The sequence below is a fragment of the Halobacillus ihumii genome, from assembly GCF_902726645.1.
In the GTDB taxonomy this organism is placed as follows: domain Bacteria; phylum Bacillota; class Bacilli; order Bacillales; family Halobacillaceae; genus Halobacillus_A; species Halobacillus_A ihumii.
The window spans coordinates 3,498,380-3,520,629 of sequence record NZ_CACVAO010000001.1 but is presented as its reverse complement, the minus strand read 5'-3'; the positions used below and the strand labels follow the sequence as shown (position 1 = coordinate 3,520,629).

The window sequence follows — 22,250 nt, the reverse complement described above, 5'->3', positions numbered from 1 at the left end:
ACATTGGGATTTTTCTTTCATTAATCGTTATATTTTTGGAAAATAAGGGAGGCATTATGACCTCCGAAACCAAGAGAGTTGCTCATTACAATGTCTAACACTTTCTCTCGCGCTTCATTCGGTACATAATCCAGGTCACATTCAGGATCTGGGGTTTCATAATTAATGGTTGGAGGCATAATTCCTTCATTAATAGCCAACAGCGAAATAATTGATTCCACTGCTCCGGCAGCCCCCAATAAATGCCCTGTCATCGACTTCGTTGAGGACATCGATAAGTTGTAAGCATGATCTTTAAATACAGACTTCGCTGCTATTGTTTCAAATTTATCATTGAGATCTGTTGATGTTCCGTGAGCATTCACATAATCCACTGCTTCAGGGCTGATGTTTGCATCATTCAGTGCCTGATTCATAGCACGTGTCGCTCCCTCTCCTTCTGGGGCAGGAGCCGTGATGTGATGAGCATCTCCTGTGGCACCATAGCCTGTCAGCTCTCCGTAGATTTTAGCTCCACGTTTCTTAGCGGATTCAAGCGTCTCCAAAACTAAAATGCCGGCGCCTTCTCCCATGACGAATCCATCTCGATTTTGGTCAAAAGGGCGGCTGGCTGTATTCGGGTCTTCATTTAAAGAAAGAGCACGAGCGGAAGCGAATCCGGCAAAGGACATTTTGTTCATAGGGGCTTCAGTCCCGCCTGATATCATAATATCCGCATCTCCACGCTGAATCACTTTAAAAGCATCTCCGATCGAATTTGCTCCTGAAGCACAAGCTGTTACCGTACAGGAGTTAATTCCTTTGGCCCCTAGCGCAATCGAAACTTGTCCAGCAGCCATATCTGGAATCATCATCGGAATAAAGAATGGGCTGACACGACGATATCCTTTTTTCTGGAACGTTTCAAACTGTGATTCGTACGTGTTCATACCACCAATGCCAGAACCAATCCATACACCCGTTCTAGTGGCATTGTCTTCATTAATTTCTAATCCGGCATCCTCGACAGCCATATGCGAAGCGACCATAGCATATTGCACAAAAGGATCCATCCGGCGTACTTCCTTGCGATCGATATATGACGATGGATCAAAATCTTTTAACTCTGCAGCAACGCTGACAGGGTAATCTTCCTTATTCACTTTGGTTATTTCACCGACGCCTGAGTACCCGGCTTTAATATTTTTCCACATTTCATCGACTGAGTTACCGACAGGCGAGACTGCCCCCATGCCGGTAATGACGACACGACGTTTATCCATAACTATCTTCCTCCTTGATTACTTACCCCACCTGAGAGCAACGGCGCCCCAAGTAAGTCCGCCACCAAATCCTACAAGTACGACAAGATCATTTTCTTTTATTTTACCTGCTTTTACTTCTTCTGACAAAGCCAGCGGTATCGAAGCTGATGATGTATTTCCATACCTCTTGACAGCTGTAGCCATTTTCTCTTCCGGAACACCAAGCCGCTGCCTTGCTGCTTCCATAATACGAATATTCGCCTGGTGTGGAATTAGGTAGTCTACATCCTGTTCACTTAACCCAATTTTCTTCACGACATTTACTGAAGACTCAGGCATTTGCCTAACAGCAAATTTAAAAACTTCTCTTCCATTCATATACAGTAAATCATCTTCTTTACCTTGATACAAATGAGGTCCTCCACTGCCGTCTGAACCTAATTCAAAGGATAAAATACCTTTTCCATCACTTACAGGACCTACAATCGCTGCTCCAGCGGCATCACCGAAAAGAACACATGTATTTCTGTCCTCCCAATTCGTTATTTTAGAAAGTTTTTCTACTCCGATAACGAGAACATTTTCATAGGATCCATTTTCGATAAACTGTTTGGCTGTAATAAGACCATACATAAAGCCTGAGCATGCTGCTGCTACATCCATAGATGCTGCTTTAGTGGCACCTAAGCGATGCTGAAGCATGTTGGAGACAGATGGAAAAGGCTGATCAGGTGTTACTGTAGCCACTAAAATCATGTCCAAATCCTCTGCTTTCACATCTGCATCCTTAAGAGCATTCTCTGCGGCACGAAACGCTAGATCAGATGTGTCCATATCATCAGATGCAATTCTTCTTTCCTCTATTCCAGTACGTGTCCGAATCCATTCATCACTAGTATCCACAATTTTCTCCATGTCATGATTGGTCAGTACCTTTTCTGGTACATAATGGCCAGTTCCGATGATTCCAGCATTCATATTTTCATCCCCTTAAAAGGTAATCTTCTTGTACTTGTTCAATTTTGCAAAACTTGACAGGTGACTTCTCTGTTTAGTTTCACCTGCAACTGAACAAGACCTTATATCAAATATTATGACTTGGTACTAATTTTAATTCATATCTTTTTATTCTGCAAGTTATGGTAAATAGGAGTTTTGCTGGGCACCTAGCTTCTACAGTCTCTATGATTATCGCATACCATACAAGGGGAGGTGATGAAATAATGAGGAAAGAGAACCCTTCGTCTTTTGATTCTTTCATGTGGGGCGGAAGTCATTCTTCCAATGACAAGTCTGAGGATATGAAAACTAGTGAATCGACTAATAAGGAAGAGCAGCAGGCAGATTGGATGTCTTTAGCCAAAGAAGTACAACAAACCTGGAAAGCCGTCTCCCCATTAGTTCAGCCCATCGTGAACAAATTCAAGAAATAGACGGATTCCTTTATTTTGAATGATAAATTCAGCCGTTCCATTATCTGGATGAGGAGTAGGTGGTCGTGGAAATAACTCGCTTTCCGTGAGGTTGTGACAAAAATGTTTTAGTTACGTCCCATCCTCGTTCGGTGTTGGCACAGGCCCTACACGACGCAGGGTTTGTTCGACGTTGGCATATTCCCCGCAGGATGGGGCCCCTGGAAAAGAGTGATTTCCCAACCCTATTCTCCTATTTAGAATACGGGACCTTACTCGGTTCAACAAAAGGGCGAGTATGGCTCAACACGAATAGAAGCGATCCACCAGTCTTTATTCTAGCCATTATGAAATTAACTATTGAATACAATAAAGCTCAGAGGCGTGTCAGCTTCTGAGCTTTATTGTCCAGGAAGTTGCCCGGTTTTTTTATATTTTTGTACGACCTTCTCCATCTTTTGTTGAAACTCTGCTGGAACCATCGGGCTGTAGGCTCCCATCTCAATGGCCCCTTCCTGAAAATCGAAGCTCAGGACATCGCCCGGGAGTTCTCCTTCTACATAGCGGTTCATGGCCACATTATATACGCGATCAACGCGCTGTACTGTACTAGTCAACACCGTATTCCGAGCTATGGAAGATTGGTCAGATACATAGCCAATTGCATAGTGTCCATCATCCTGAGCTGCACGGATCATAGGAATGTTAAAGATGTCGCCTGCTGGGTAAAACACGTCCGCTCCATCCTCTTCCATTTGCCGATATAAAGCTAGCGCCTTTTCCGTGTCTTCCCAGCTATTTGTAAAAGCAATCTCCACTTCAGCATCAGGATTTTGGAATTTTACTCCTTCATAGAATCCCTCTACCTCTGGCTGCCATTCGAATGCTGCTACTAAGCCAACTTTATTCGTTTCCGTCATTTTGCCAGCAACCATGCCTCCAAAAAACCCCATAGCATCTGCACTAAAATTTAAACTAGTTACATTGTCTGCCGAAAATTGGCCATTGAAGTAAATAAAATGCACATCAGGGTAAGCCTCATGAAGGTCTCTAAAATAATTTCCATACACACTACTATGACCGAATATAACGGTTGCGCCTTTATCAACCAGTTCAGCTACAGCCTGAGCAGTTTGTGGTGCCGTTTTCACCCCTTCTTTGAAGTACACATCCACCCCATATTCTTCCTGGATCAATTGTAACCCTTTATATCCTTGCTGCCCCCATGCCTGATCGTGTATCGTTGTTTCCACAAGCATGCCGACTTTATCTGTATGACCAGACACAAACGCATACTGACACCCTGTCAGCAGCATCAATGCCAGGATTAGAATTAGTAAACTAGAATATATTCTCAAGGGAAAACACTCCTACTTTTCTTCATTCACCTCCTTTATCTTACATGTTTTTATCTAGGAAAGTAAACGGAATCTTCTTAGAACGTAAAGTGATCTACGGTTTCTTTATATTGCTGATACGTTTTCCATACATTTTCCAAGTTTTGTTGATCCTTCACCCCTGCTAAAGATCCTCGTGAAAACCGTTTTTCGTTTAATTGCAGCACATCACCGTTACGAACGTAATGAAATATTTTCTGAAGATAATCACCTACATAAACTGCTCTTGACTTTTCCATGTTCTCGTAAAATTCTTCATACGTATCTGCCTCGATATCCATCCATTCTCCAAATAAGACAGGAAGCTCCACACACAAACGATTCGACGTTCTGCCTTTCGGGCAAAATTCGATCATATCATTATAAATGTAAAGGCGTTGGTCCTCATCGGAATGATGACTATGATTTTCGCGGTCCTCCGCTGTATTAAAATGTTGAAAATTACTGTTCCTGCCGACATTCATATACAAATGTTCTTTTAGCGCCGTATCTATTTTGTCAATCCCTACAACTTCTTTCCCCTCCTGAAGCAAGTGCTGGATGCAATGATACCCAATCCAGTGAAAACAATTATATAAAACAGATGCCATGTCTGTAATCCCCCTTCTCACCTAACATTTTATTCGACAACGGCTCGCCTCATGCTTAATTAAGCGATTCTATATTTATTTTTCAGCAAGATTCTGATAAGATGAATAAAGATTGTCTAAAAAATGAGGTGACTATTATGCGTTATGTGTGGACAGTGGTTTGGGCTTTCCTATTAAGCCTAATGACTGCATATGTCATTAGTAATATGACGGGATCGGATTTTTCTTTCCTTCAAACGGTTGTAATGACGATTGTGTTCAGTGGAACAGCTTTTGCGCTAGGTGAAGGTTTAATTAAAGAAGAGGCTTAAATAGTTCGGGAAAACGCTGCTGCTTATGTACTATTATAAGCAGCGTTTTTTTATTGTATAATATGGGAATGGGCGGCCACAGGCCTCTCTATAAAGGATGAGCAGCTAGTTATATGCTTTTCCCTTTTTGCTGACTAAGGAGGATACATACATGCAAGAATTTTTTCTAATATTAAAGTATTTGTTTCTCGGATTATTCCAGGGGATTACAGAACCAATCCCGATTTCGTCGAGTGGCCACCTTGTCATTGTGCAACATTTGATGAACTTGGAAATTGAGGGATTCGGCTTTTTAGTACTCGTGAATTTCGGATCGCTCATTGCCGTCCTTATGATCTATTGGGATGATATCGTCCGCTTATTTAAAAATGGAATCGGTTATTTGATTACCAAGGATTCTCGGCAAAAGGATGATTTTGACTTTGTGCTTTACTTGATCATTGGGACCGTGCCAGCGGGTGTCCTGGGTATATTATTTAAAGATGTATTTGATCGATTAAAAACGGTCGAAGTCGTTGCGATTGCTTTAATTATCACCGGGTTCGCGCTTTGGATTATCCGTAATATCCGCGGTGTCAAAAACGATGGAATGATAACATGGAAAGATGCCTTAATCGTTGGTTTGGCTCAGGCTGTCGCATTAGTTCCAGGCATCAGCCGGTCAGGGGCTACAATCGTCGCCGCCATGCTGATCGGCATGAAACAGCAAACGGCACTGCGGTTCTCCTTCCTACTCTATGTTCCGGTTAGTTTAGGAACGATGCTTTTATCAGTAGGCGATTTAATGGGGGACGACCTTTCAACCCTTTGGCTGCCTTATCTGTTAGCCTTTATCGGCTCGATTTTTGCTTCTTACATTTCATTGAAATGGTTCATGAACATTATGGCCCAAGGAAACTTAAAATACTTCGCGATCTATTGTTTTATCGTCGGAGGATTGGTATTGATTTTCCTTTAACGTGAAAAGGAGAAAGCAGGCTGAATTACAGCTGCTTTCTCCTTATTTATCGTGTGCGCTTTATTTCATTATCCTCCGCTTACAGGCGGGATGAAAGCAATCACATCTCCATCAACAATTTTGTGATCGTTGCCTGCATACTCCTCGTTAACCGCCGTCATAGCTTCATGGAGACGATCAAGCTGATAGCGCTGTCCGATCTTCTTCTTGATTTCTTCAATTGTTTGCCCTGCTGCCTCCAACTCAATACTTTCCTGTCCCGCCTTCTCTTGCAATCCAGCAAATAATAAAATTCGATTCATTTCAAATCCTCCTTTTGCGGTGCGCCTTCAGGGTATGGGTTCGTTTCTGTTTGATCGCCGATCCAGGCATCCCCATCTTCCCAGTGCTCTTTTTTCCAAATTGGAACCATCTCTTTAATTCTCTCGATAGCATAGCGGCTTGCTTCATAAGAATCCGCTCGATGCGGTGTCGAAACAGCAATGACGACCGCAACATCTTCTATATCTAAGCGGCCAATTCGGTGGACGATAGCTGCTTTCGCATCCGGCCAGCGTTCTTCGATTTCCATACCTAATTGCTCAAGTTTCTTTTCAGCCATGGAACGATACGCTTGATATTCAAGGTGAAGCGTTTGCCTTCCATATGTAAATTCCCGCACTGTCCCAATAAACGTATTGATCGCTCCCGCTTCACGCCGTGAAACAAGCTGGACGACCTCTTCTACTGAAATGGGTTCATCGGTTATCCAAAACGGCTTACTCATTCTCTTCCCTCCTCTTTATGATCTCATAAATAGACGCAATCGATTGTTTCCATTGCTCCATCGTATAGACTGGCACATCGAGATGTCTTGTCCACTCTTCATTCCAAGTCAAAACAAAGGCAACCTGATCTAGCTCCAGTAAAGAAAGATCTGTTTCGTCCTTTATAATCACTGCTTTTTTGAAGGGTGCTTTTTTATAACCTTCTATCATGATCAAGTCAGGGCTGAAGGATTGATAAAGGGTAATCAGCCGCTCAAGCGGCATAACTTGTTTATGATTAACCTCTAATTGAAAGCTCTTAGCACTGTCCACTCCTGTTAAAAAGGACCCAGCTTTTTGCAATCGATAACTATCCGTATGGTCATGCATCGGTTCAAGCGGTTGGGGATGACCGTGCCGTTTAATAGAGGCTACTTGATCCCCCATTGAAGAACCATATTCAATGAGGGAGCATAAAACCGTGGTCTTCCCACTATTTTTATAACCAACAATTTGAAAAATTGGCGCCTGTGTCATGAGCATTCATCCTTTTTTCCTCGTGCGTGCGTAGAGTCGTTCAACGTTGCCATATGCGTTTTTATTCATATGAAAAAAACCCCTGCCTTTTAAGGGCAGGGGTATTCCTTCTAAATCAATCCGGAATACCGAGAGCTATTTTTGCATAACGGCTCATACGGTCTTTTGTCCAAGGCGGATTCCAAACGATATTAACGGTTATTTCGTTTACCTCTGGAAGATCAGCAAGGACTCGTTTCACATCTTGTTCGATGTGACCTGCCAAAGGGCAGCCCATTGCAGTTAATGTCATTGTTACAGTTGTATTTCCATTATCATCCATGTCGGCACCATAAACGAGGCCGAGATTTACGATATCAATCCCAAGTTCAGGGTCAATCACATTCTCCAGGGCACCCATGATATTTTCTTCAAGTGCTGTATCCACAAATACTTCCCCCTTCACATAAATTCATACTTTATTATAAACATATTTTCACAAAGATTAAACCACTAAACCTTGCTAGAGAACAATTTCGATCCAGTTCACCATCTCTTTAATGGCAAAACGGCTTACCTTATGGTCACGGCCAGCTTCGCGAAGAAATTGTATATTCTCAGGATTCCTATAATATTCAACTGCCTGATTATAGAAATCATACGAATGCTCAAATGGTACAACGGGATCAGCATCACCATGCCAGAAAAATAATGGACGGTCTTGCAGCTTGTCCATTTGTGTAGATAAATCGATGGTTTCCAGCGATTGATAGAGCTGATGCAATTCTTCCCCGCCAATCGGCAGCTCAATCCCCGTCTTTTCGACGTCTTGGATTAACTTTTTGGCAAAGTCGACAAGTTTAGGTGAACCCATCATTACAGCAGCCGATTGAATCCACGGATAAAGGGTTAAGGCTGCGCTTGTAGTGACACCGCCCATTGACGTTCCCCCCACTCCAAATCGACGGTCTTTAATAAGATTTCGATGGTCAAGTTCCTCTTTTATAGCTTGTAAATCGTTTAAATTTTGATGCACAATATCCCAAAATTTAAAATTTAATGCGTGTTTGGAAATCCCATTCTCTCTTTCGCCATGATAGAGACTGTCGGGCAAAATGACACGATATCCTCTTTCAGCCAGCAAATAAGCTTGCGGAAGATTATGCTCTTTGGCAGATGTAAAGCCGTGGAAATATGTAAACACAGGCAAGGCTTCGTCTTTCTTCCTATCCTCTATAATTACCAGCACTGGAATTTCCTTATAACGTTCTCGATAGATGCTAATCATTATGCTCGAATCCTTTCTGGTTGATTCTTTACCTTCTGTTAAGATTAGGCTAATAATTATGGTGTACACTATATATAATCGTAACACTGTGTATGTTTACTTGGAAAGTATTAGGTATTCGTGATAGTATTTGTTTACATATGACCTTTATACTCGCTACACTTGACGATACATAAATGAGGTGAAGAAAAATGACGAAACAGCACTTGATTGCACTTGATTTAGATGGAACGTTACTGACAGATGAGAAAACAATAAGTCCAAAGACGAAAGCGATGGTCCTTACCGCGATCGAACAAGGACATATCGTATGCATCGCAACAGGGCGACCGCATCGGGCCAGTATTGATTTTTATCATGAGCTGGGATTAAATACTCCGATGGTTAACTTTAACGGTGCCTTAATTCACCACCCGAAAGATGAACGATGGGATGCCTTGCACTCACCGTTATCTGTTCGTACTGCTCATAAGATTATTCATACTTGTCACGAACTTGGTGTAAAAAACATTCTGGCCGAAGTAATGGATGACGTCTATTTGGATCAGCACGATGAAGAGATCATGGAAATTTTCCATACGACAGATGATAACCCGATTACCATTGGACGTTTGCAAGCCAACCTAACGGAAGACCCGACTTCCTTGCTTATTCATCCGGAAGAAGATAAAATTCAAGCCTTACGTGACGAACTGGATGTGCATGCCTCCATTATTGAACATAGGAAGTGGGGAGCGCCATGGCATGTTATTGAGATCGTCCGTGCCGGCATGAACAAAGCAGTTGGTTTAGAAAAAATTTCTCATTACTTTCATATTCCCCAAGATCGCATTATCGCATTTGGAGATGAAGACAATGACTTTGAAATGATTGAATATGCAGGTGTTGGTGTAGCGATGGGGAATGCGATTGATGAGCTGAAAAACAGAGCCAATCACGTAGCGGGGACGAATGAGAACAATGGCATCGCAGAGTTTTTAGGTGACTACCTGCAGTTGAGAACGAAAGCAATGTAAGTTAATTTTTACCTAGAGTAGTCATAGAGGATCAAGCCATACTAAGCTTGGACGCGAAAGAAAGCGTTCAGGCTTTTTTTAGTGACAGGAGGGACTTGTCATGGATAAGAAAAAGCAAAATGAAGAAAAACGCTGGGTAGAAGTTAAACCGTTTGATGAGAGTCAAATGGAGCCCCAGAGGCTGACTGACGCTAAGCGTAAGGAAATCGAAGCTGACCAGCACACAGTAGGAGGCTTTTAAAAATGGAAAATTCCTTATTTGAGAATGCCAAACAAGCTGTTAGCCGTTTCACACAAAACAGACGCCAAAATGGTGGTCATACTGCGAATGCGCAAGATATGCAAGCAGCCAAGCAAGCGATTCAATCTGCATATAGCCAATGTTCTCAACAGGAGAAACAACAGCTACAGCAGTTAGAACAGCAGCTGGACAACGATCACCAGAACATGCGTTAACGATTCAAAAAGGACCAGACCTTTTTACAGGTTTGGTCCTTTTTTGTATTTAGTAGGCCTCCTGCTTCCGTAATTCACGAAGCAGGTTTTCTACGACATGACGCAGTTGATCGTGGTCCCCTTCAAGGACTCTGAAATAAAGAGCACGTAATAAATGTTTGCAGTTATTAATGATAATATCCTCATTTGGATTATCCCAGCTCTCGCGTATATAGAGCAGCGTCTCCACCCATTCCAGACGTTCCTGACGCTCGATTTTTTTAAACATCGTTAAGATCGCCGTAACCATCCGTTCCTCTTCATCAAATAAATAAGGCTGGTCAATTAAAAATTGTGTTCGAATAATGGGAAGCATCTGTTTGACTTCCTCTGAGGTAATTTCATCACAGGCAGCCACACTATCAAGGGCATCTGCGGCGTGGGCCATTGCATGGGCCCATCCCTTGCCAGGGACATATCCCCTATGATCCGATTCCTGCTGCATATATTTTTTTAAATTTTCCCATACCCTGTGTACCTCTTCTTCCTTTAGAAACGGGTGTTCACGGTGCCGCTTCATGATCGGCGGGATGAGCAGAACAGAGAAACTTCTTTTAAAGACAGCGTCTTCTTCCTTCTTCGAGTTCCCGATTCGATAAAATAAGTAATTTTTATTTAAAACGGATTGTAAAATATTCTTTACCTGTTCATTGTTATAGTGGCCACGTTCAATGAAGGCCGTAATAATCTCATGGATCAAGTCATCACGAAGAACAGGATGAACAGTGCCAATCCTTTGAAGCATCAAAGTTGTAAGTTCTTGCAGGCTCTTCCCCTCAGGCAATGTAAAATCATTGTCCTTGATGGGTTGAAGCACGTCTATCAATTTTGTCTCCATTTAACCCCTCCCTTAAAGTGATCTCATTGTACCATAAAGCCTAATAATATACGCAAACATAATGCTGTCAGTTTTGTGCAAGAGATTTTTCTGCTAAAATAAGTGAGACAAGTAGTAAGGGAGGGACTTTTTTATGGCGATCAAAGTTGAAGAAACACCGAACCCGAATGCACGCAAATTCACAACTGATTCTCTTATTTTTAAAGGGGACGGCAGTGTATCTGTGATGCCCGGACAAACCAGTGATTATGATGTAATGAATGAATTAATGGCACTTGAGGGTGTCGATAATGTATTTGGCTTTCAGAACTTCATTACAGTAAATAAATTACCTGATGCAGATTGGGAAGCTCTGACACCTAAAGTAGAAGGGCTGCTTACAGAAAAAGGTTTTTAAACAAGCAAGGCTGAGACGTTGAATCCAACATCTCAGCCTTTTGCTTTATCCATTTATCCAAAATTTTCTAAAGGAACATAGTTTAGGTTAACAGGCTGACCGTTTTCATCCAATTGATAAATCGTCATGACGAGTGCGCCTTGTTCTGGAAGCTTATCTTTAGGTATGTCCATTTGAATCGTAAACTCAGACCAATCCGGCGCTGCCTTTTCTACTTCAACGGCCTTGCTCTCGACCAGCACATTATGTCCATCATCTACGCTATAATAAAACTTCCCCTCACGAACATTGGCTTCACCCGTTACTTTATACTGTCCATTTTCACCTGTTAATGTAAAATTACGAAAAACCTCACCGACCATATCAAGGCTTACCCCGGCTTGGGAGGAATTCTCATTCGCAGCTTCCTGTTCCGGACCAGTGTCAGGATTTGATTCAACTTCTTCCCCTATCGCAAAGGGCTTCGTAATTTGAAAAGGACGAGATTCAAGAGGCTGATCATTGATCGTGGCCACTAAAAACGTCATCCTCACTTCATATTGGCCATCAGGCAATTCTTTCTCCACTAGCTCCTCAGCTTCAAGCTTATCACCAGGCTGCAGTTCTTTCGTTGTCAGACTCTGGGCAAACATTTGACCCTCAGAATATTTATAGACCGTTTCCCCCGCCTCGTTCACAATGGTGATTTCATACAATTGACTGGAGCTGAACCCGAGAATCACCGCTTCATCTGCTTCATTCGTTAACGAGAATTGGACATTAACTTGATTTTCATCCGCTTTTACGCTTGCATCAAACGCAAGTTGTTCAATGAAAGGTATCACATTGTACTGTGGAGCTTCATTTCCAACGGGTTGGTCCTTTTTGTTCATTTCCTCATCCCCACCTGAAGTAGATTCCGAATTTGAGTCTGAGCATGCCACTAACAATATGATCATAAGTCCTATCATGATCGGCGACAGCTTCTTCAGCGTCATCACATCCTTTTGGTATTCCCATACAACTATTTGTCATCTTTTCTAAAAAAGCCAAATATGCCGGTCGTCTGCACAATATTAGTAAAAGCTTGAGGATCTACCTCTGTAATAATGTGCTGCAAATCATACAACTCATACCTTGTAATAACCATTACAAGCATATTCTTGTCCTGCTGGGTAAATGCCCCTTTTGCAGGTAAGGTCGTAATCCCTCTTACCATTTTACCATGAATAGCTTTTTCTAAATCTGCAGCTTGTGTCGTAATAATCATCGCTGTCAGCTTCTCATGACGTGTATGAACAGCATCGATCACACGAGTTGTTACATAAAGTGTTAAAAGTGTATACAAAGCATTTTCCGGTAAATATAAAAAACCGGCTACCGCAATAATCACACTGTTGATAATCAGGAAGTAAATTCCAATCGGCCGATCCTTCATTCGCGATAAAATCATCGCAATAATATCCAGACCGCCAGTAGAAGCACCCCATTTTAGCGTGATTCCAACACCAACACCACCAATTACACCGCCAAATACAGCGTTCAAGATGATATCTTCGGACAGTTGCATCACCGGAATAAGTTCAAGAAAAAGAGTTGTAAAGGCTACAGAGATGACACTGTAAACCGTAAACCCTTTTCCAACTTTGAACCATCCGAGGATGGCAACAGGTATATTAAGTATAAATAAAATAAGACCAGTACTGACAATGGATACGTTAAAAAAGTCTTGAAGAATACTTGTCATTAACTGGGCTACCCCGGTAAATCCACTCGCATATACATTTGCTTCAATTAAAAAGAGGTTAAGTGAGATCGCATTCAGCACTGCCCCAAAAATAACAATTATGATTCTTCTAGATTCAAATGAAAACATAGCAGCCTCCTTACCATTCGTATAACACTATTCTGTTTTATCACCGGTACGAACTAAAATCAAGCCTTTATTTATGGATTCCCATAAAAGAACGTCAATAATCCCATCTTTTTGAATATACTTTGACTAACCAGGTTCTTCACTCTAAACTTAACATAACAAAATTAAAAGAATGCAGGTGATAAACATGAGGATTCAAATTCTATGTGACTCAGCCAGTGATCTGTCGGAAGAAACATTACATAACTATAATCTGGATCGAGTTTCTCTCGGTGTAACCATTGGGGACCAGGAATTTCAAGACGGACAAACCATTACCCCTAAAGAGGTTTATAAGTTAATGAAAGAAGGGGAAGCCCCGAAGACTTCGCAAGTTTCACCAAACTTATTCCGGGAAACCTTCCTGAAATATGTTGAGAGCCATCAGCCATTCATTTATTATGCCCTCTCCTCAGAGCTCTCAGGCACATATCAAACGGCCAAGATGATTGAACAAGAAATCAAAGAAGAGTATCCTGACGCCCAGTTTGAAGTCATTGATACAAAAGCTGCTTCCTTAGGCTACGGTCTAATTGCCATCAGAGCAGCTGAGTTAGCAGAGAATGGCGGATCCTTCGATGACATTATCGAAGTGAGCAACTACTATATCGAACATATGGAACATATTTTCACCGTTGATGATCTCGAATATTTATATCGCGGCGGTCGCGTCAGCAAAACGGCCGCCTTTGTCGGCAGTCTCTTAAAAATAAAACCTCTCCTACACGTAGAAGACGGGAAACTGATTCCTTTAGAAAAGATCCGCGGCTCCAAGAAAGTTTTAAAGCGGATGGTCGAAGTTATGCAGGAAAGAGGTCAGCAATTAGAGCAGCAGCGGATTGCCATCAGTCACGGGGATAATATTGAGACGGCTGAAAAACTGGCTGATTTAATCAAATCCGAATGCGGAGCCACCCAAGTGGAAATTGACATGATCGGTGCCGTGATTGGCGCCCATGCTGGCCCAGGAACAATCGCCTTGTTCTTTTTAAACGCCCCTCCTAAATAGAAAAAGAAACATCGACTGAATTCAGTTGATGTTTCTTTTTTCTAAAACCGCATGCCCTTATGACTCATTGCTCCGCTTATTTTTTACACTAACGACAATAACTCCGACAACAAATAGCAGGAAGATTCCTCCTGCAAAGCCGATAAATGCCCAGTTGAGCCCGTCGTTAGGTTCTATCACAAAAACATCTGCCGTTTCGCGTTCCATTCCCAGTTTGTACACTCCTTGATCGGATGGGCGGACAAGGCCATCAAGCATCAGACCTCGCATTTGCATGTCTTCAGGCAGGTTGGTCAAATTGGCGACTCTCGTTTCTGTCGAATTATTAATCGCGATCACCATCGTTTCGTCCTTATAAGTTCTCTTGAATACAGCTAAGCCATCCTGATTATACAGCTCGATAAAGTTTCCCTTTGCGATCGCTGGAAATTCTTTTCGAATCGAATTCAATTTTTCAAGATAATGGTTAAGCTCCTCATTCTGAACTTTAAAATTCATCATCCCTAAATTAGCTGGCGGTTCAGCACCATCAAGGGGAATTTCTGAACCATACAACACGGAAGGAATTCCAGGAGAAGTAAACAAATAAGTTAACCCTAATTTCCAGCGTGTGATCGGATTGTGCCCCGCTTCAACAGCCTTTCTCGTAAACCGTTCACTTCCTGCATAATCAAGAAAGTTCACCATCAGTTTTGGATCGCCAACTTGTTTGCTTCGTTCCCAAACGGAGTACAATTCATCCAATGGCTGTCCCGCTTGTTTGAAGGTTTCGGATGCTGTGTGGTAAAACGGAAGATTCACAAAAGCATCGATCCCAGTTGATTGGTATTCGGCAATACTTTGAAAATCACGGCTTTGTACTTCTCCCAGTAAAAAGAAGTCCTGATCGATCGACTTCACATGCTGAGAAAAGTCACTCCAGAAATCTTTAGAAACCTCACCTGCACTGTCTAATCGGAAACCGTCTACACCTGTCTCATTGATCCAAAATTCAGCAGTTTCAAATAAATACTGTTTCACATCCGGGTTCGCTGTGTTCAAATCAGGCAGCTCTGACTTCCAGCCTTGTTGACCTTCTGATGCCCCCTCGTGAAACCAATCTTCCTTTTCTGGATCGTCCAACCACGGGTGCTGCTGACCCGTATTATTGACGATAAATTCAAATAAAATTTTCATATCGCGCTTATGTACTTCTTCCACCAGCCGTTTGGCATCCGCTAATGTGCCAAAATGGTCCTCTACCGACGTAAAATCTTCCACCCAGTGGCCATGAAATCCGCCTGACTCATTCGCCATAATCGGCGACAGAGAAATGGTCGTAAACCCCATTTTCTTAATATAATCGAGTTTCTCGATACCCCCTTGTAAATCCCCGCCATGATAAGCTTTCGGGTCTTTCGGATCAACATTGTGGTCATTGCTGTTACTGCCGTTCATAAATCGATCTACCATTATATGATAGACGCTTTCTCCTTGCCAAGTTCGCTCTTCTTTTTCAGCAGCGTCCGTCGTAAGCGCGCCAAAAAGAAGAAACGGGATGATCATGAGAATCGTTGTTAGTTTTCTCATCGCCGTTCCCCCATCTATTTTAGTAAAATGATATCCGCCTTTAAGCGTATCCTTTTGCCTCTCACCCGTCAAATTTCTCCATAAAAAAATCCGCACGCATTTGTGCAGATTTTTCACTAATTAATTAATTTAAGGGTAGTAATCTTGAATACTCGATTCTGAAATATTTGTAGGTAGATATGTTTCCGTTCCCTTGGATAGAGAAGGAGGTCCGGGAAATCACTCGCTTTCCGTGGGCATGCGTTGAGCCTCCTCGGACTCCGTCCTCTGGGGTCTCACCTATCATGTTCATCCCACAGGAGTCTCGCAATTTCCCAGACCTCCTTGTGTTTGTGAGAAGAACGGAAACACACCAGGTTCACAGTAGCCAAAACATAAAATAACTACTTATGAGAGAAATGAAACTCTCTCTATGACAAGATTATTATGCCACATCAAGATGAATAAAACCCTCTGCACATTGAAGACTCATTCGGAAAACAAATGGCTCCGTTCATCACAGAACAGATGGGTTGGCTGGGAAACGGTGAGACTCCCGCGGGAAAGCGAGTCATTTCCCAGCCAATCTGAGCCCTCATACCGTAAAGAGCCTAAGTGTCTCGATGCTGAGTCTTCAGGATGAAGGATCGATTGTAGGGCATCACTGATAGATAGGAATCAACTCTTTTATAAACCGAAACTAAGATCTGCTGGATAAAAGCCCATTTCGAATTTATTCGGAAAAGAGTTGTCGTTTTATAAGAGCAATTATGAAGTGGATTCTACTACTTTATCTGAATATGGTAAGCCTTCAGCCAATGGTTGATTTGACATAAATAAGCAATCAATTGTGGTCCCGCCATCAGCTGGCCAAACCAGGGCGTATTTAGCGACGTCCCCCCTGAATCATTCAAATTGATGATTTGATTGCGCTCAAAAAGATCAAACAATGGAGATTGGGAATCAGCAATAATCTCCTTCATCCACTCCTTCACCCCAGATGTGTATTGAGGATGAAATGTTTTTGGGTAAGGATTTTTCTTTCTAAACAATACTTTATCCGGCAAAATTCCCCGTAAAGCTTCGCGCAGTAATCCTTTCTCCAAATCGCCGTAATGTTTCATCTTCCACGGGATATTGTAGGCATACTCCACAAGACGGTGATCGCTGAACGGAACACGGACTTCCAAGCTAGCCCCCATACTCATCCGGTCCTTTCGTTCCAATAATGTTTGCATAAACCAGTTCATATTTAAATAAAACAACTGTCTTTGTTTAGCATCGATTGCACTTTCCCCATAAAGAAGCGGGGTTTCATCAATACTTTCCTGATACCGTCTCATCATGTATTGCTCAATATTGATGTCCTTTTTTAAATCATCACGAACGAGCTGGTTTCGTTCATGTAGAGATCGAATCCAAGGAAACCCTTTCCGGTCGCGATCCTCTTTCCGATAAAACCAGGGATATCCGCCGAAGATCTCGTCGGCACATTCCCCTGAGAGAGCCACGGTGACATGATTTTTAATTTCCTCACAAAACCAAAGCAAAGACGAGTCTACGTCCGCCATCCCAGGCAGATCGCGAAACTCCACGGCTTTTGAAAGCTTTGTAATGAGATCTTCCACACTTGCCTCCATCGTCATATGATGGGTTTTGTTTTGATCACTGATTAGCTTTATATATTCACTATCCCGATCTGGTTGAAAGGCGTTCTTCTCGAAAAACTTCTCTTGCTCCTCGTAATCAATCGAATACGTCTGCAATGCACCTTTTTTATTTTTTTGATAATGATCAGCGGCAATCGCCGTAATGGCGCTCGAATCCACCCCGCCGGACAGGAATGTGCCAAGTTTCACATCACTGACAAGTTGACGTTCTACCGCATCGGTGAACAACTCCCGTACACGCTCCACTGTCTCCGGCCACGAATCAGTATGCTTTTCACTTTTCACATTCCAATAGCGATGGATGGTCAGTTTCCCTTGTTCAAAAACGGCACTATGGCCCGGACGCAGTTCATGTATACCATCAAAAATGCCATGACCCGGTGTGCGAGATGGGCCTAAAGCCAAAATCTCATGCACCCCTTCTGCTGAAATACTAGCTTCAATAGCAGGGTGAGCCAAAATCGCTTTTATTTCTGAAGCAAACAGAAGTCCACCTTGGTGCTCACTGAAGAACAGCGGCTTTACTCCAAGACGGTCTCTGGCTATAAACAGTTTCGACTTTTTTGACTCCCATATGCTAAACGCAAAGATTCCATTTAATTGCTCGACACACTGACTTCCCCACTGCATATAGCTCACGAGTACAACCTCGGTATCTGAATGGGATTGGAACGTCCATCCTTTAACCTTTAATCGCTCTCTTACCTCGTCTGTGTTATACAATTCACCGTTATAACACAACACATATTCTTCTCCATTCGCCTTACGAACCATGGGCTGTGTTCCCCCGGCAGGATCAACAACAACGAGGCGCCTGTGCCCAAATACAGCGGGACCTTTCACCCAATTTTGATGCTCGTCAGGTCCACGATGAGCAAGTGTTTTCGCCATCTTGTTGATCGTTTCTCTCTTATTCCCTTCTTTTTCATGAAAATCAATCCAACCTACAATTCCACACATTTAACCACCATCCTTTTCATCAGAAAGACGCAAACCAATAAAACGCAGAAAAAAGCACCATATAGCAATATATGATGAAATGGCTGGTTGTGATGAAAAAAGCTTGACATTTCTATTGAGAATGATTATCATTATTGTTGAGAATAATAATAACCCGTCCCCCAAATTCCGGGTATTTGTTCCAAACCAATTATAAAACCCCTTTTTCAAAAAAATTCCTGCATGCCAACAGGCATGCAGGAATTTTTTATATTAGGCAGGCAAAAGCCCTAATTCTAAGAAACCGAAACCGAGGATCAGGGCGATAACCGCAGCAATAATAAGCTGTGTCCACCATCCACTTGCAGGCTTTTTCTTCTTGTACTTAATGCAAACCATTTCCATTGCTGTGATCACCCACAAACCGACTAGCAGTTTAACAATAACGAGTGCATTATAGTTGGCGTAGGCTGCAAAAAGTGAACCACCTGAGTAAAGAACCAATAAATAGTCCAGTCGCAAAATCATATGGGAGATTTTCGCCGCTTTTTCATTTCCACTTCTAGTAAATGTCGTTACAAGTCCTACTAAAACAAAGGCAATTACCCATGAGGTAATATGTAAATGTGCCATTTGTTTTCCCTCCTTTTTACATCACTTTCAAAATCATCATACCACTTTATACATTTCTTTTCCTAATACAAAACATTTCAAACACTTTTTCCATAAGTGAGAAAATTTACATTAAACCTGTTATAATGAATTTTGATGCCTAATTGAAATGGAGGGATACGATGACTGTATCTAGTCAGCAAATCATCGACCAAACACAAGAGTACGGAGCTAAAAACTATCATCCCCTGCCGATCGTAGTTGCGAAAGCAGAAGGGGTTTGGGTAGAAGATCCTGAAGGAAATCGCTTTATGGATATGTTGAGTGCTTATTCCGCAGTGAATCAGGGCCACCGCCACCCCAAAATTATCCAGGCGCTCCATGACCAGGCAGGCCGTGTCACTTTGACTTCACGTGCCTTCCACAATGATCAACTTGGACCATGGTATGAAAAAATTTGTAAATTGACGAATAAAGAAATGGCTTTGCCTATGAACACTGGGGCAGAAGCAGTGGAAACAGCTATAAAAGCTACACGGCGATGGGCTTATGACGTCAAAGGCGTTGCCGAAGATAAAGCTGAAATTATTGCCTGCACAGGAAACTTCCATGGCCGAACAATGACAGCGGTTTCTTTATCTTCAGAGGAAGAATATAAACGCGGTTTCGGGCCGATGCTGCCTGGGATCAAAGTGATTCCATACGGTGACATTGAGGCACTAAAAGAAGCCATTAATGAAAATACAGCCGGATTCCTTTTCGAACCTATCCAGGGCGAAGCAGGAATTGTCATGCCTCCTGAAGGGTTTCTAAAAGAAGCATATGAGGTATGTGAGAAAGAAAACGTACTTTATATTGCTGACGAAATTCAGGCTGGTTTAGGACGAAGCGGCAAAATGTTCGCTTGTGACTGGGAAGGTGTAACACCTGACATGATGATCCTAGGAAAAGCTCTAGGCGGAGGTGTTTTCCCAATTTCCTGCGTGGTCGCAAACAAGGATGTACTCGGCGTCTTTAACCCTGGTTCCCACGGATCTACCTTTGGCGGAAATCCGCTGGCTTGTGCAGTGTCAGTCGCCTCACTTGATGTGATTGAAGAAGAGAATTTAGTAGATCGTTCACTTGAGCTTGGTCGTTATATGATGGACGAGCTCAAGAAAATCGATAACCCTGCCATTAAGGAAGTGCGCGGAAAAGGATTGTTCATCGGGGTTGAATTAACAGAACCAGCACGTTCTTACTGTGAGAAGTTAAAAGAAAAAGGGCTGTTATGTAAAGAAACACACGAAAATGTAATTCGCTTTGCCCCTCCACTTGTAATTGAGAAAGATGACTTACAATGGGCGATCGATCAGATCAAAGAGGTTTTGAAATAAGAATATAAGTTACTACAGTGAGGCTGGGACAAAACTGAATAAAGCACAAAATAATCCGAACAAATTCAACAGTTCGGATTATTTGTATGGCATGAAAAGGTTACTGCCATCGCTCCATCAAAACACTTCGCTTTCCTACGGGACCTTCGACTCGCGCTGTTCCCGCTGGAGTCTACGTATTTTGACTACGCTAAGGATCTGCGTGTAAACTATTCAATTTTCATCGTTCTTTTTTTAACATCATTGCTTTACTTATGTCCCAGCCTCTTCATATTTTGTTACATCAACGGTCAACTGATTCAATGCTTGTTATTTTCTTTTGTCCCCACGGCGCTACAACAATCTCTACCTCGTGGTTCCCTCCTGCCTGCTCAATCTGTCTGCCTGTATTCTCCTCGACATAATACCTGTTTAAACCAATACTAACATTATAAAAATTGAGTTGTTCGTTATGCCGCTCAAGCTGCGCTTTGATCACCACTTGATCATCAGATACCGCAAGTGAATGAGAAGAGGCTTTAATAAGTTCATAGATCCCTGATTCATTTGGACTCAACAGTAAATGTACGACCTCACGTCGTTCCGGAGATTCACCTACCCATTTTTCCTCAGGAATTTGTTCTACTTCATAATTTAAGGTGACGTAATCTCCGTAGAAAGGATCTCTGGGATCGACTGGGGCTGTTTTCAGTCGTATAGTTTCCCCATAAACATCCATTGCGTAATAAGAATAGGCCATTCCAGCAAGAAACAAAACTTGTAATCCGACAACAATGTAGAAGTAAACTCGCTTCATGACGCTATCCTCTCCTTCCCTATAGCTCGTCGCTTACGTTCCAGGAAATAGCTCAGCAAGAACAGAAGGATACCGCCAATAAAGAAAAATAGCGAACGATCCATAAAGTCCCAGGCTAGTTGAAAATAGGCTACGAACGTCGTGAAGAGAAAAGCAAATGTACCTTTATTTACCCATTCTGACCGTTCCCGCTTATACCCAGCCAGCAGCCAGCCAAGTGAATAGATAAATAGAATGAATAGAGAAAGGAAATCTCCAGCTCCTATTCGAAAAACAGGGATAAACAAGACTAAGTCAATCCAATAAAACTTCGTCGACTCAAGAGCCGACTGAAGTACTGCGTAAACAAAGAACACGGTCCAGATCAGGAAAAAGATCTCTGAATACTCGACGTGCTCACTTTCCTGCCCTAAGAGAAACACTTGAAATACATTCAAGATAAAAATCGCCCAAACAGCGAGGCCGCCAAACGATTTCAAATGAGACTGACCACGTACGAGGTGGCTGACAATGTACAATGCGAAGAAAAGCAAGATCAGCCAGTAATAGGAAAATTGTAAAGAGAAAACCAGAATCAGACTCTGAATCAAATAGCTCGCCGCAAATAACAGACTGCTTATCGGGTCCTGCCGTTTATAGACAAACCAACCTAATCCAATGAGAAACAAACAACCCATTCCAATATGATAATCCTGATATACAAATCCGCTATACACTTGCCCCACCGTTAAGATCACAAGGGTGGCTATGAAAAAACTTTGCTCTGAAAATATGAGAAACACAAGGAAAGCTGCGGCAGACCAGATGAAAAAAGGTAAAGCACTAAAGGAGTGATAATGGTACATCTGCCCGATTAAAAACTGGCCTGCTCCGAATACGAGAATTCCGAGCAGCAACAGACTGCGTCCCATTGGTTTTGAATAGGTTCGGTAAATGACCTCGCCTCCAATAGAAAAAAGCAGTAAAAAACCGATGATGATAGACAGTTTTCCCATATCCGGAATGCCGGACCAGTTTGATGCAATAAATGTTAAAAAACCAAGACCGATGAAAATCGCTGCAAACGTAAACAACAATGGGTGCTGTGGTGAAGCATGACGGTTGAGAATTTGGTCTCTTTGATGTTCTGTGATAATGCCATCATGTACCCAATGCTTTGACTCCTTTTCTAACTGAATCCGTCTCATTGACCTTCCTC

General features: G+C 42.3%; 26 protein-coding genes. 9 read left to right on the top strand and 17 right to left on the bottom strand.

Annotated elements, in window-relative coordinates:
• Positions 1 to 20 precede the first annotated feature (20 nt).
• Positions 21 to 1,262: a beta-ketoacyl-ACP synthase II gene (gene fabF, locus G6R08_RS17575; protein WP_163529785.1), complete on the bottom strand. Its 1,242-nt coding sequence runs from the start codon at positions 1,260 to 1,262 to the stop codon at positions 21 to 23.
• Between the two features lie 18 nt (positions 1,263 to 1,280).
• Complete coding sequence (locus G6R08_RS17570) at positions 1,281 to 2,222, bottom strand: beta-ketoacyl-ACP synthase III (protein WP_163529784.1); 942 nt, start codon at positions 2,220 to 2,222, stop codon at positions 1,281 to 1,283.
• A 245-nt stretch (positions 2,223 to 2,467) separates the two neighbouring features.
• Here G6R08_RS17570 and G6R08_RS17565 point away from each other — a divergent pair, with 245 nt between their 5' ends.
• Positions 2,468 to 2,677 carry a hypothetical protein gene (locus tag G6R08_RS17565; protein ID WP_163529781.1) on the top strand — a complete coding sequence of 70 codons (210 nt, stop codon included), beginning with the start codon at positions 2,468 to 2,470 and terminating at the stop codon, positions 2,675 to 2,677.
• A gap of 380 nt (positions 2,678 to 3,057) precedes the next feature.
• Here the strand turns inward: G6R08_RS17565 and G6R08_RS17560 are convergent, their stop codons facing one another.
• Complete coding sequence (locus tag G6R08_RS17560; protein WP_338035445.1) at positions 3,058 to 4,014, bottom strand: BMP family ABC transporter substrate-binding protein; 957 nt, start codon at positions 4,012 to 4,014, stop codon at positions 3,058 to 3,060.
• Between the two features lie 77 nt (positions 4,015 to 4,091).
• On the bottom strand, positions 4,092 to 4,643 hold the full coding sequence (locus G6R08_RS17555) for a hypothetical protein (RefSeq protein WP_163529780.1): 552 nt from the start codon (positions 4,641 to 4,643) through the stop codon (positions 4,092 to 4,094).
• A gap of 137 nt (positions 4,644 to 4,780) precedes the next feature.
• Here G6R08_RS17555 and G6R08_RS17550 point away from each other — a divergent pair, with 137 nt between their 5' ends.
• Both G6R08_RS17550 and G6R08_RS17545 read left to right on the top strand, forming a co-directional pair.
• Entirely contained in the window at positions 4,781 to 4,954 is a 174-nt protein-coding gene (locus G6R08_RS17550; protein WP_163529778.1) for a YjzD family protein, read from the top strand.
• A gap of 151 nt (positions 4,955 to 5,105) precedes the next feature.
• The gene (locus G6R08_RS17545; protein WP_163529776.1) at positions 5,106 to 5,912 is read left to right on the top strand and encodes an undecaprenyl-diphosphate phosphatase; all 807 of its coding nucleotides are present in this window, start codon (positions 5,106 to 5,108) and stop codon (positions 5,910 to 5,912) included.
• 68 nt (positions 5,913 to 5,980) lie between these two features.
• On the opposite strand, the gene moaD is transcribed toward G6R08_RS17545, so the two are convergent.
• The 5 genes from moaD to G6R08_RS17520 form a co-directional block, all read right to left on the bottom strand.
• Positions 5,981 to 6,214: a molybdopterin converting factor subunit 1 gene (gene moaD, locus G6R08_RS17540; RefSeq protein WP_163529774.1), complete on the bottom strand. Its 234-nt coding sequence runs from the start codon at positions 6,212 to 6,214 to the stop codon at positions 5,981 to 5,983.
• Entirely contained in the window at positions 6,211 to 6,678 is a 468-nt protein-coding gene (locus G6R08_RS17535) for a molybdenum cofactor biosynthesis protein MoaE (protein ID WP_163529772.1), read from the bottom strand. The genes moaD and G6R08_RS17535 overlap by 4 nt, the downstream gene beginning before the upstream one ends.
• The gene (gene mobB, locus G6R08_RS17530) at positions 6,671 to 7,195 is read right to left on the bottom strand and encodes a molybdopterin-guanine dinucleotide biosynthesis protein B (RefSeq protein WP_240339763.1); all 525 of its coding nucleotides are present in this window, start codon (positions 7,193 to 7,195) and stop codon (positions 6,671 to 6,673) included. The genes G6R08_RS17535 and mobB overlap by 8 nt, the downstream gene beginning before the upstream one ends.
• Positions 7,196 to 7,310: 115 nt before the next feature.
• Positions 7,311 to 7,622, bottom strand: coding sequence for a metal-sulfur cluster assembly factor (locus tag G6R08_RS17525; protein ID WP_079529396.1), 312 nt, complete (start codon positions 7,620 to 7,622; stop codon positions 7,311 to 7,313).
• 75 nt (positions 7,623 to 7,697) lie between these two features.
• Entirely contained in the window at positions 7,698 to 8,462 is a 765-nt protein-coding gene (locus G6R08_RS17520; RefSeq protein WP_163529768.1) for an alpha/beta fold hydrolase, read from the bottom strand.
• A gap of 191 nt (positions 8,463 to 8,653) precedes the next feature.
• Between G6R08_RS17520 and G6R08_RS17515 the strand changes: the two genes are divergently transcribed.
• From G6R08_RS17515 to G6R08_RS17510, 3 genes are all read left to right on the top strand, one after another.
• On the top strand, positions 8,654 to 9,478 hold the full coding sequence (locus G6R08_RS17515) for a Cof-type HAD-IIB family hydrolase (RefSeq protein WP_163529766.1): 825 nt from the start codon (positions 8,654 to 8,656) through the stop codon (positions 9,476 to 9,478).
• A 100-nt stretch (positions 9,479 to 9,578) separates the two neighbouring features.
• Positions 9,579 to 9,719 carry a hypothetical protein gene (locus G6R08_RS22000; protein ID WP_176142496.1) on the top strand — a complete coding sequence of 47 codons (141 nt, stop codon included), beginning with the start codon at positions 9,579 to 9,581 and terminating at the stop codon, positions 9,717 to 9,719.
• A gap of 2 nt (positions 9,720 to 9,721) precedes the next feature.
• Complete coding sequence (locus G6R08_RS17510; protein ID WP_163529764.1) at positions 9,722 to 9,934, top strand: DUF3813 family protein; 213 nt, start codon at positions 9,722 to 9,724, stop codon at positions 9,932 to 9,934.
• A 49-nt stretch (positions 9,935 to 9,983) separates the two neighbouring features.
• Here G6R08_RS17510 and G6R08_RS17505 read toward each other — a convergent pair whose 3' ends face one another.
• Entirely contained in the window at positions 9,984 to 10,811 is an 828-nt protein-coding gene (locus G6R08_RS17505; protein ID WP_163529762.1) for a DUF2785 domain-containing protein, read from the bottom strand.
• A gap of 133 nt (positions 10,812 to 10,944) precedes the next feature.
• Here G6R08_RS17505 and G6R08_RS17500 point away from each other — a divergent pair, with 133 nt between their 5' ends.
• On the top strand, positions 10,945 to 11,208 hold the full coding sequence (locus tag G6R08_RS17500) for a NifU N-terminal domain-containing protein (RefSeq protein WP_163529760.1): 264 nt from the start codon (positions 10,945 to 10,947) through the stop codon (positions 11,206 to 11,208).
• 53 nt (positions 11,209 to 11,261) lie between these two features.
• Here the strand turns inward: G6R08_RS17500 and G6R08_RS17495 are convergent, their stop codons facing one another.
• Both G6R08_RS17495 and G6R08_RS17490 read right to left on the bottom strand, forming a co-directional pair.
• Positions 11,262 to 12,080: a BsuPI-related putative proteinase inhibitor gene (locus tag G6R08_RS17495; RefSeq protein WP_163529758.1), complete on the bottom strand. Its 819-nt coding sequence runs from the start codon at positions 12,078 to 12,080 to the stop codon at positions 11,262 to 11,264.
• A gap of 131 nt (positions 12,081 to 12,211) precedes the next feature.
• The gene (locus tag G6R08_RS17490) at positions 12,212 to 13,063 is read right to left on the bottom strand and encodes a YitT family protein (protein WP_163529757.1); all 852 of its coding nucleotides are present in this window, start codon (positions 13,061 to 13,063) and stop codon (positions 12,212 to 12,214) included.
• A gap of 187 nt (positions 13,064 to 13,250) precedes the next feature.
• Between G6R08_RS17490 and G6R08_RS17485 the strand changes: the two genes are divergently transcribed.
• Positions 13,251 to 14,111 (top strand): DegV family protein, encoded by an 861-nt coding sequence (locus tag G6R08_RS17485; protein WP_163529754.1) that lies wholly within the window; start codon positions 13,251 to 13,253, stop codon positions 14,109 to 14,111.
• A 57-nt stretch (positions 14,112 to 14,168) separates the two neighbouring features.
• Here the strand turns inward: G6R08_RS17485 and G6R08_RS17480 are convergent, their stop codons facing one another.
• From G6R08_RS17480 to G6R08_RS17470, 3 genes are all read right to left on the bottom strand, one after another.
• The gene (locus tag G6R08_RS17480; RefSeq protein ID WP_163529752.1) at positions 14,169 to 15,680 is read right to left on the bottom strand and encodes an alpha-amylase family glycosyl hydrolase; all 1,512 of its coding nucleotides are present in this window, start codon (positions 15,678 to 15,680) and stop codon (positions 14,169 to 14,171) included.
• 764 nt (positions 15,681 to 16,444) lie between these two features.
• Positions 16,445 to 18,289, bottom strand: coding sequence for an asparagine synthase (glutamine-hydrolyzing) (asnB, locus tag G6R08_RS17475; RefSeq protein ID WP_163529750.1), 1,845 nt, complete (start codon positions 18,287 to 18,289; stop codon positions 16,445 to 16,447).
• A 252-nt stretch (positions 18,290 to 18,541) separates the two neighbouring features.
• Entirely contained in the window at positions 18,542 to 18,901 is a 360-nt protein-coding gene (locus G6R08_RS17470; protein ID WP_163529748.1) for a YisL family protein, read from the bottom strand.
• Between the two features lie 161 nt (positions 18,902 to 19,062).
• On the opposite strand from G6R08_RS17470, the gene G6R08_RS17465 reads away from it, so the two are divergent.
• The gene (locus G6R08_RS17465; RefSeq protein WP_163529746.1) at positions 19,063 to 20,256 is read left to right on the top strand and encodes an ornithine--oxo-acid transaminase; all 1,194 of its coding nucleotides are present in this window, start codon (positions 19,063 to 19,065) and stop codon (positions 20,254 to 20,256) included.
• Positions 20,257 to 20,539: 283 nt separating this feature from the next.
• Here G6R08_RS17465 and G6R08_RS17460 read toward each other — a convergent pair whose 3' ends face one another.
• Both G6R08_RS17460 and G6R08_RS17455 read right to left on the bottom strand, forming a co-directional pair.
• Entirely contained in the window at positions 20,540 to 21,052 is a 513-nt protein-coding gene (locus tag G6R08_RS17460) for a GDYXXLXY domain-containing protein (RefSeq protein WP_163529744.1), read from the bottom strand.
• Positions 21,049 to 22,239 carry a DUF2157 domain-containing protein gene (locus G6R08_RS17455; RefSeq protein WP_163529742.1) on the bottom strand — a complete coding sequence of 397 codons (1,191 nt, stop codon included), beginning with the start codon at positions 22,237 to 22,239 and terminating at the stop codon, positions 21,049 to 21,051. The genes G6R08_RS17460 and G6R08_RS17455 overlap by 4 nt, the downstream gene beginning before the upstream one ends.
• Between the last annotated feature and the right edge of the window lie 11 nt (positions 22,240 to 22,250).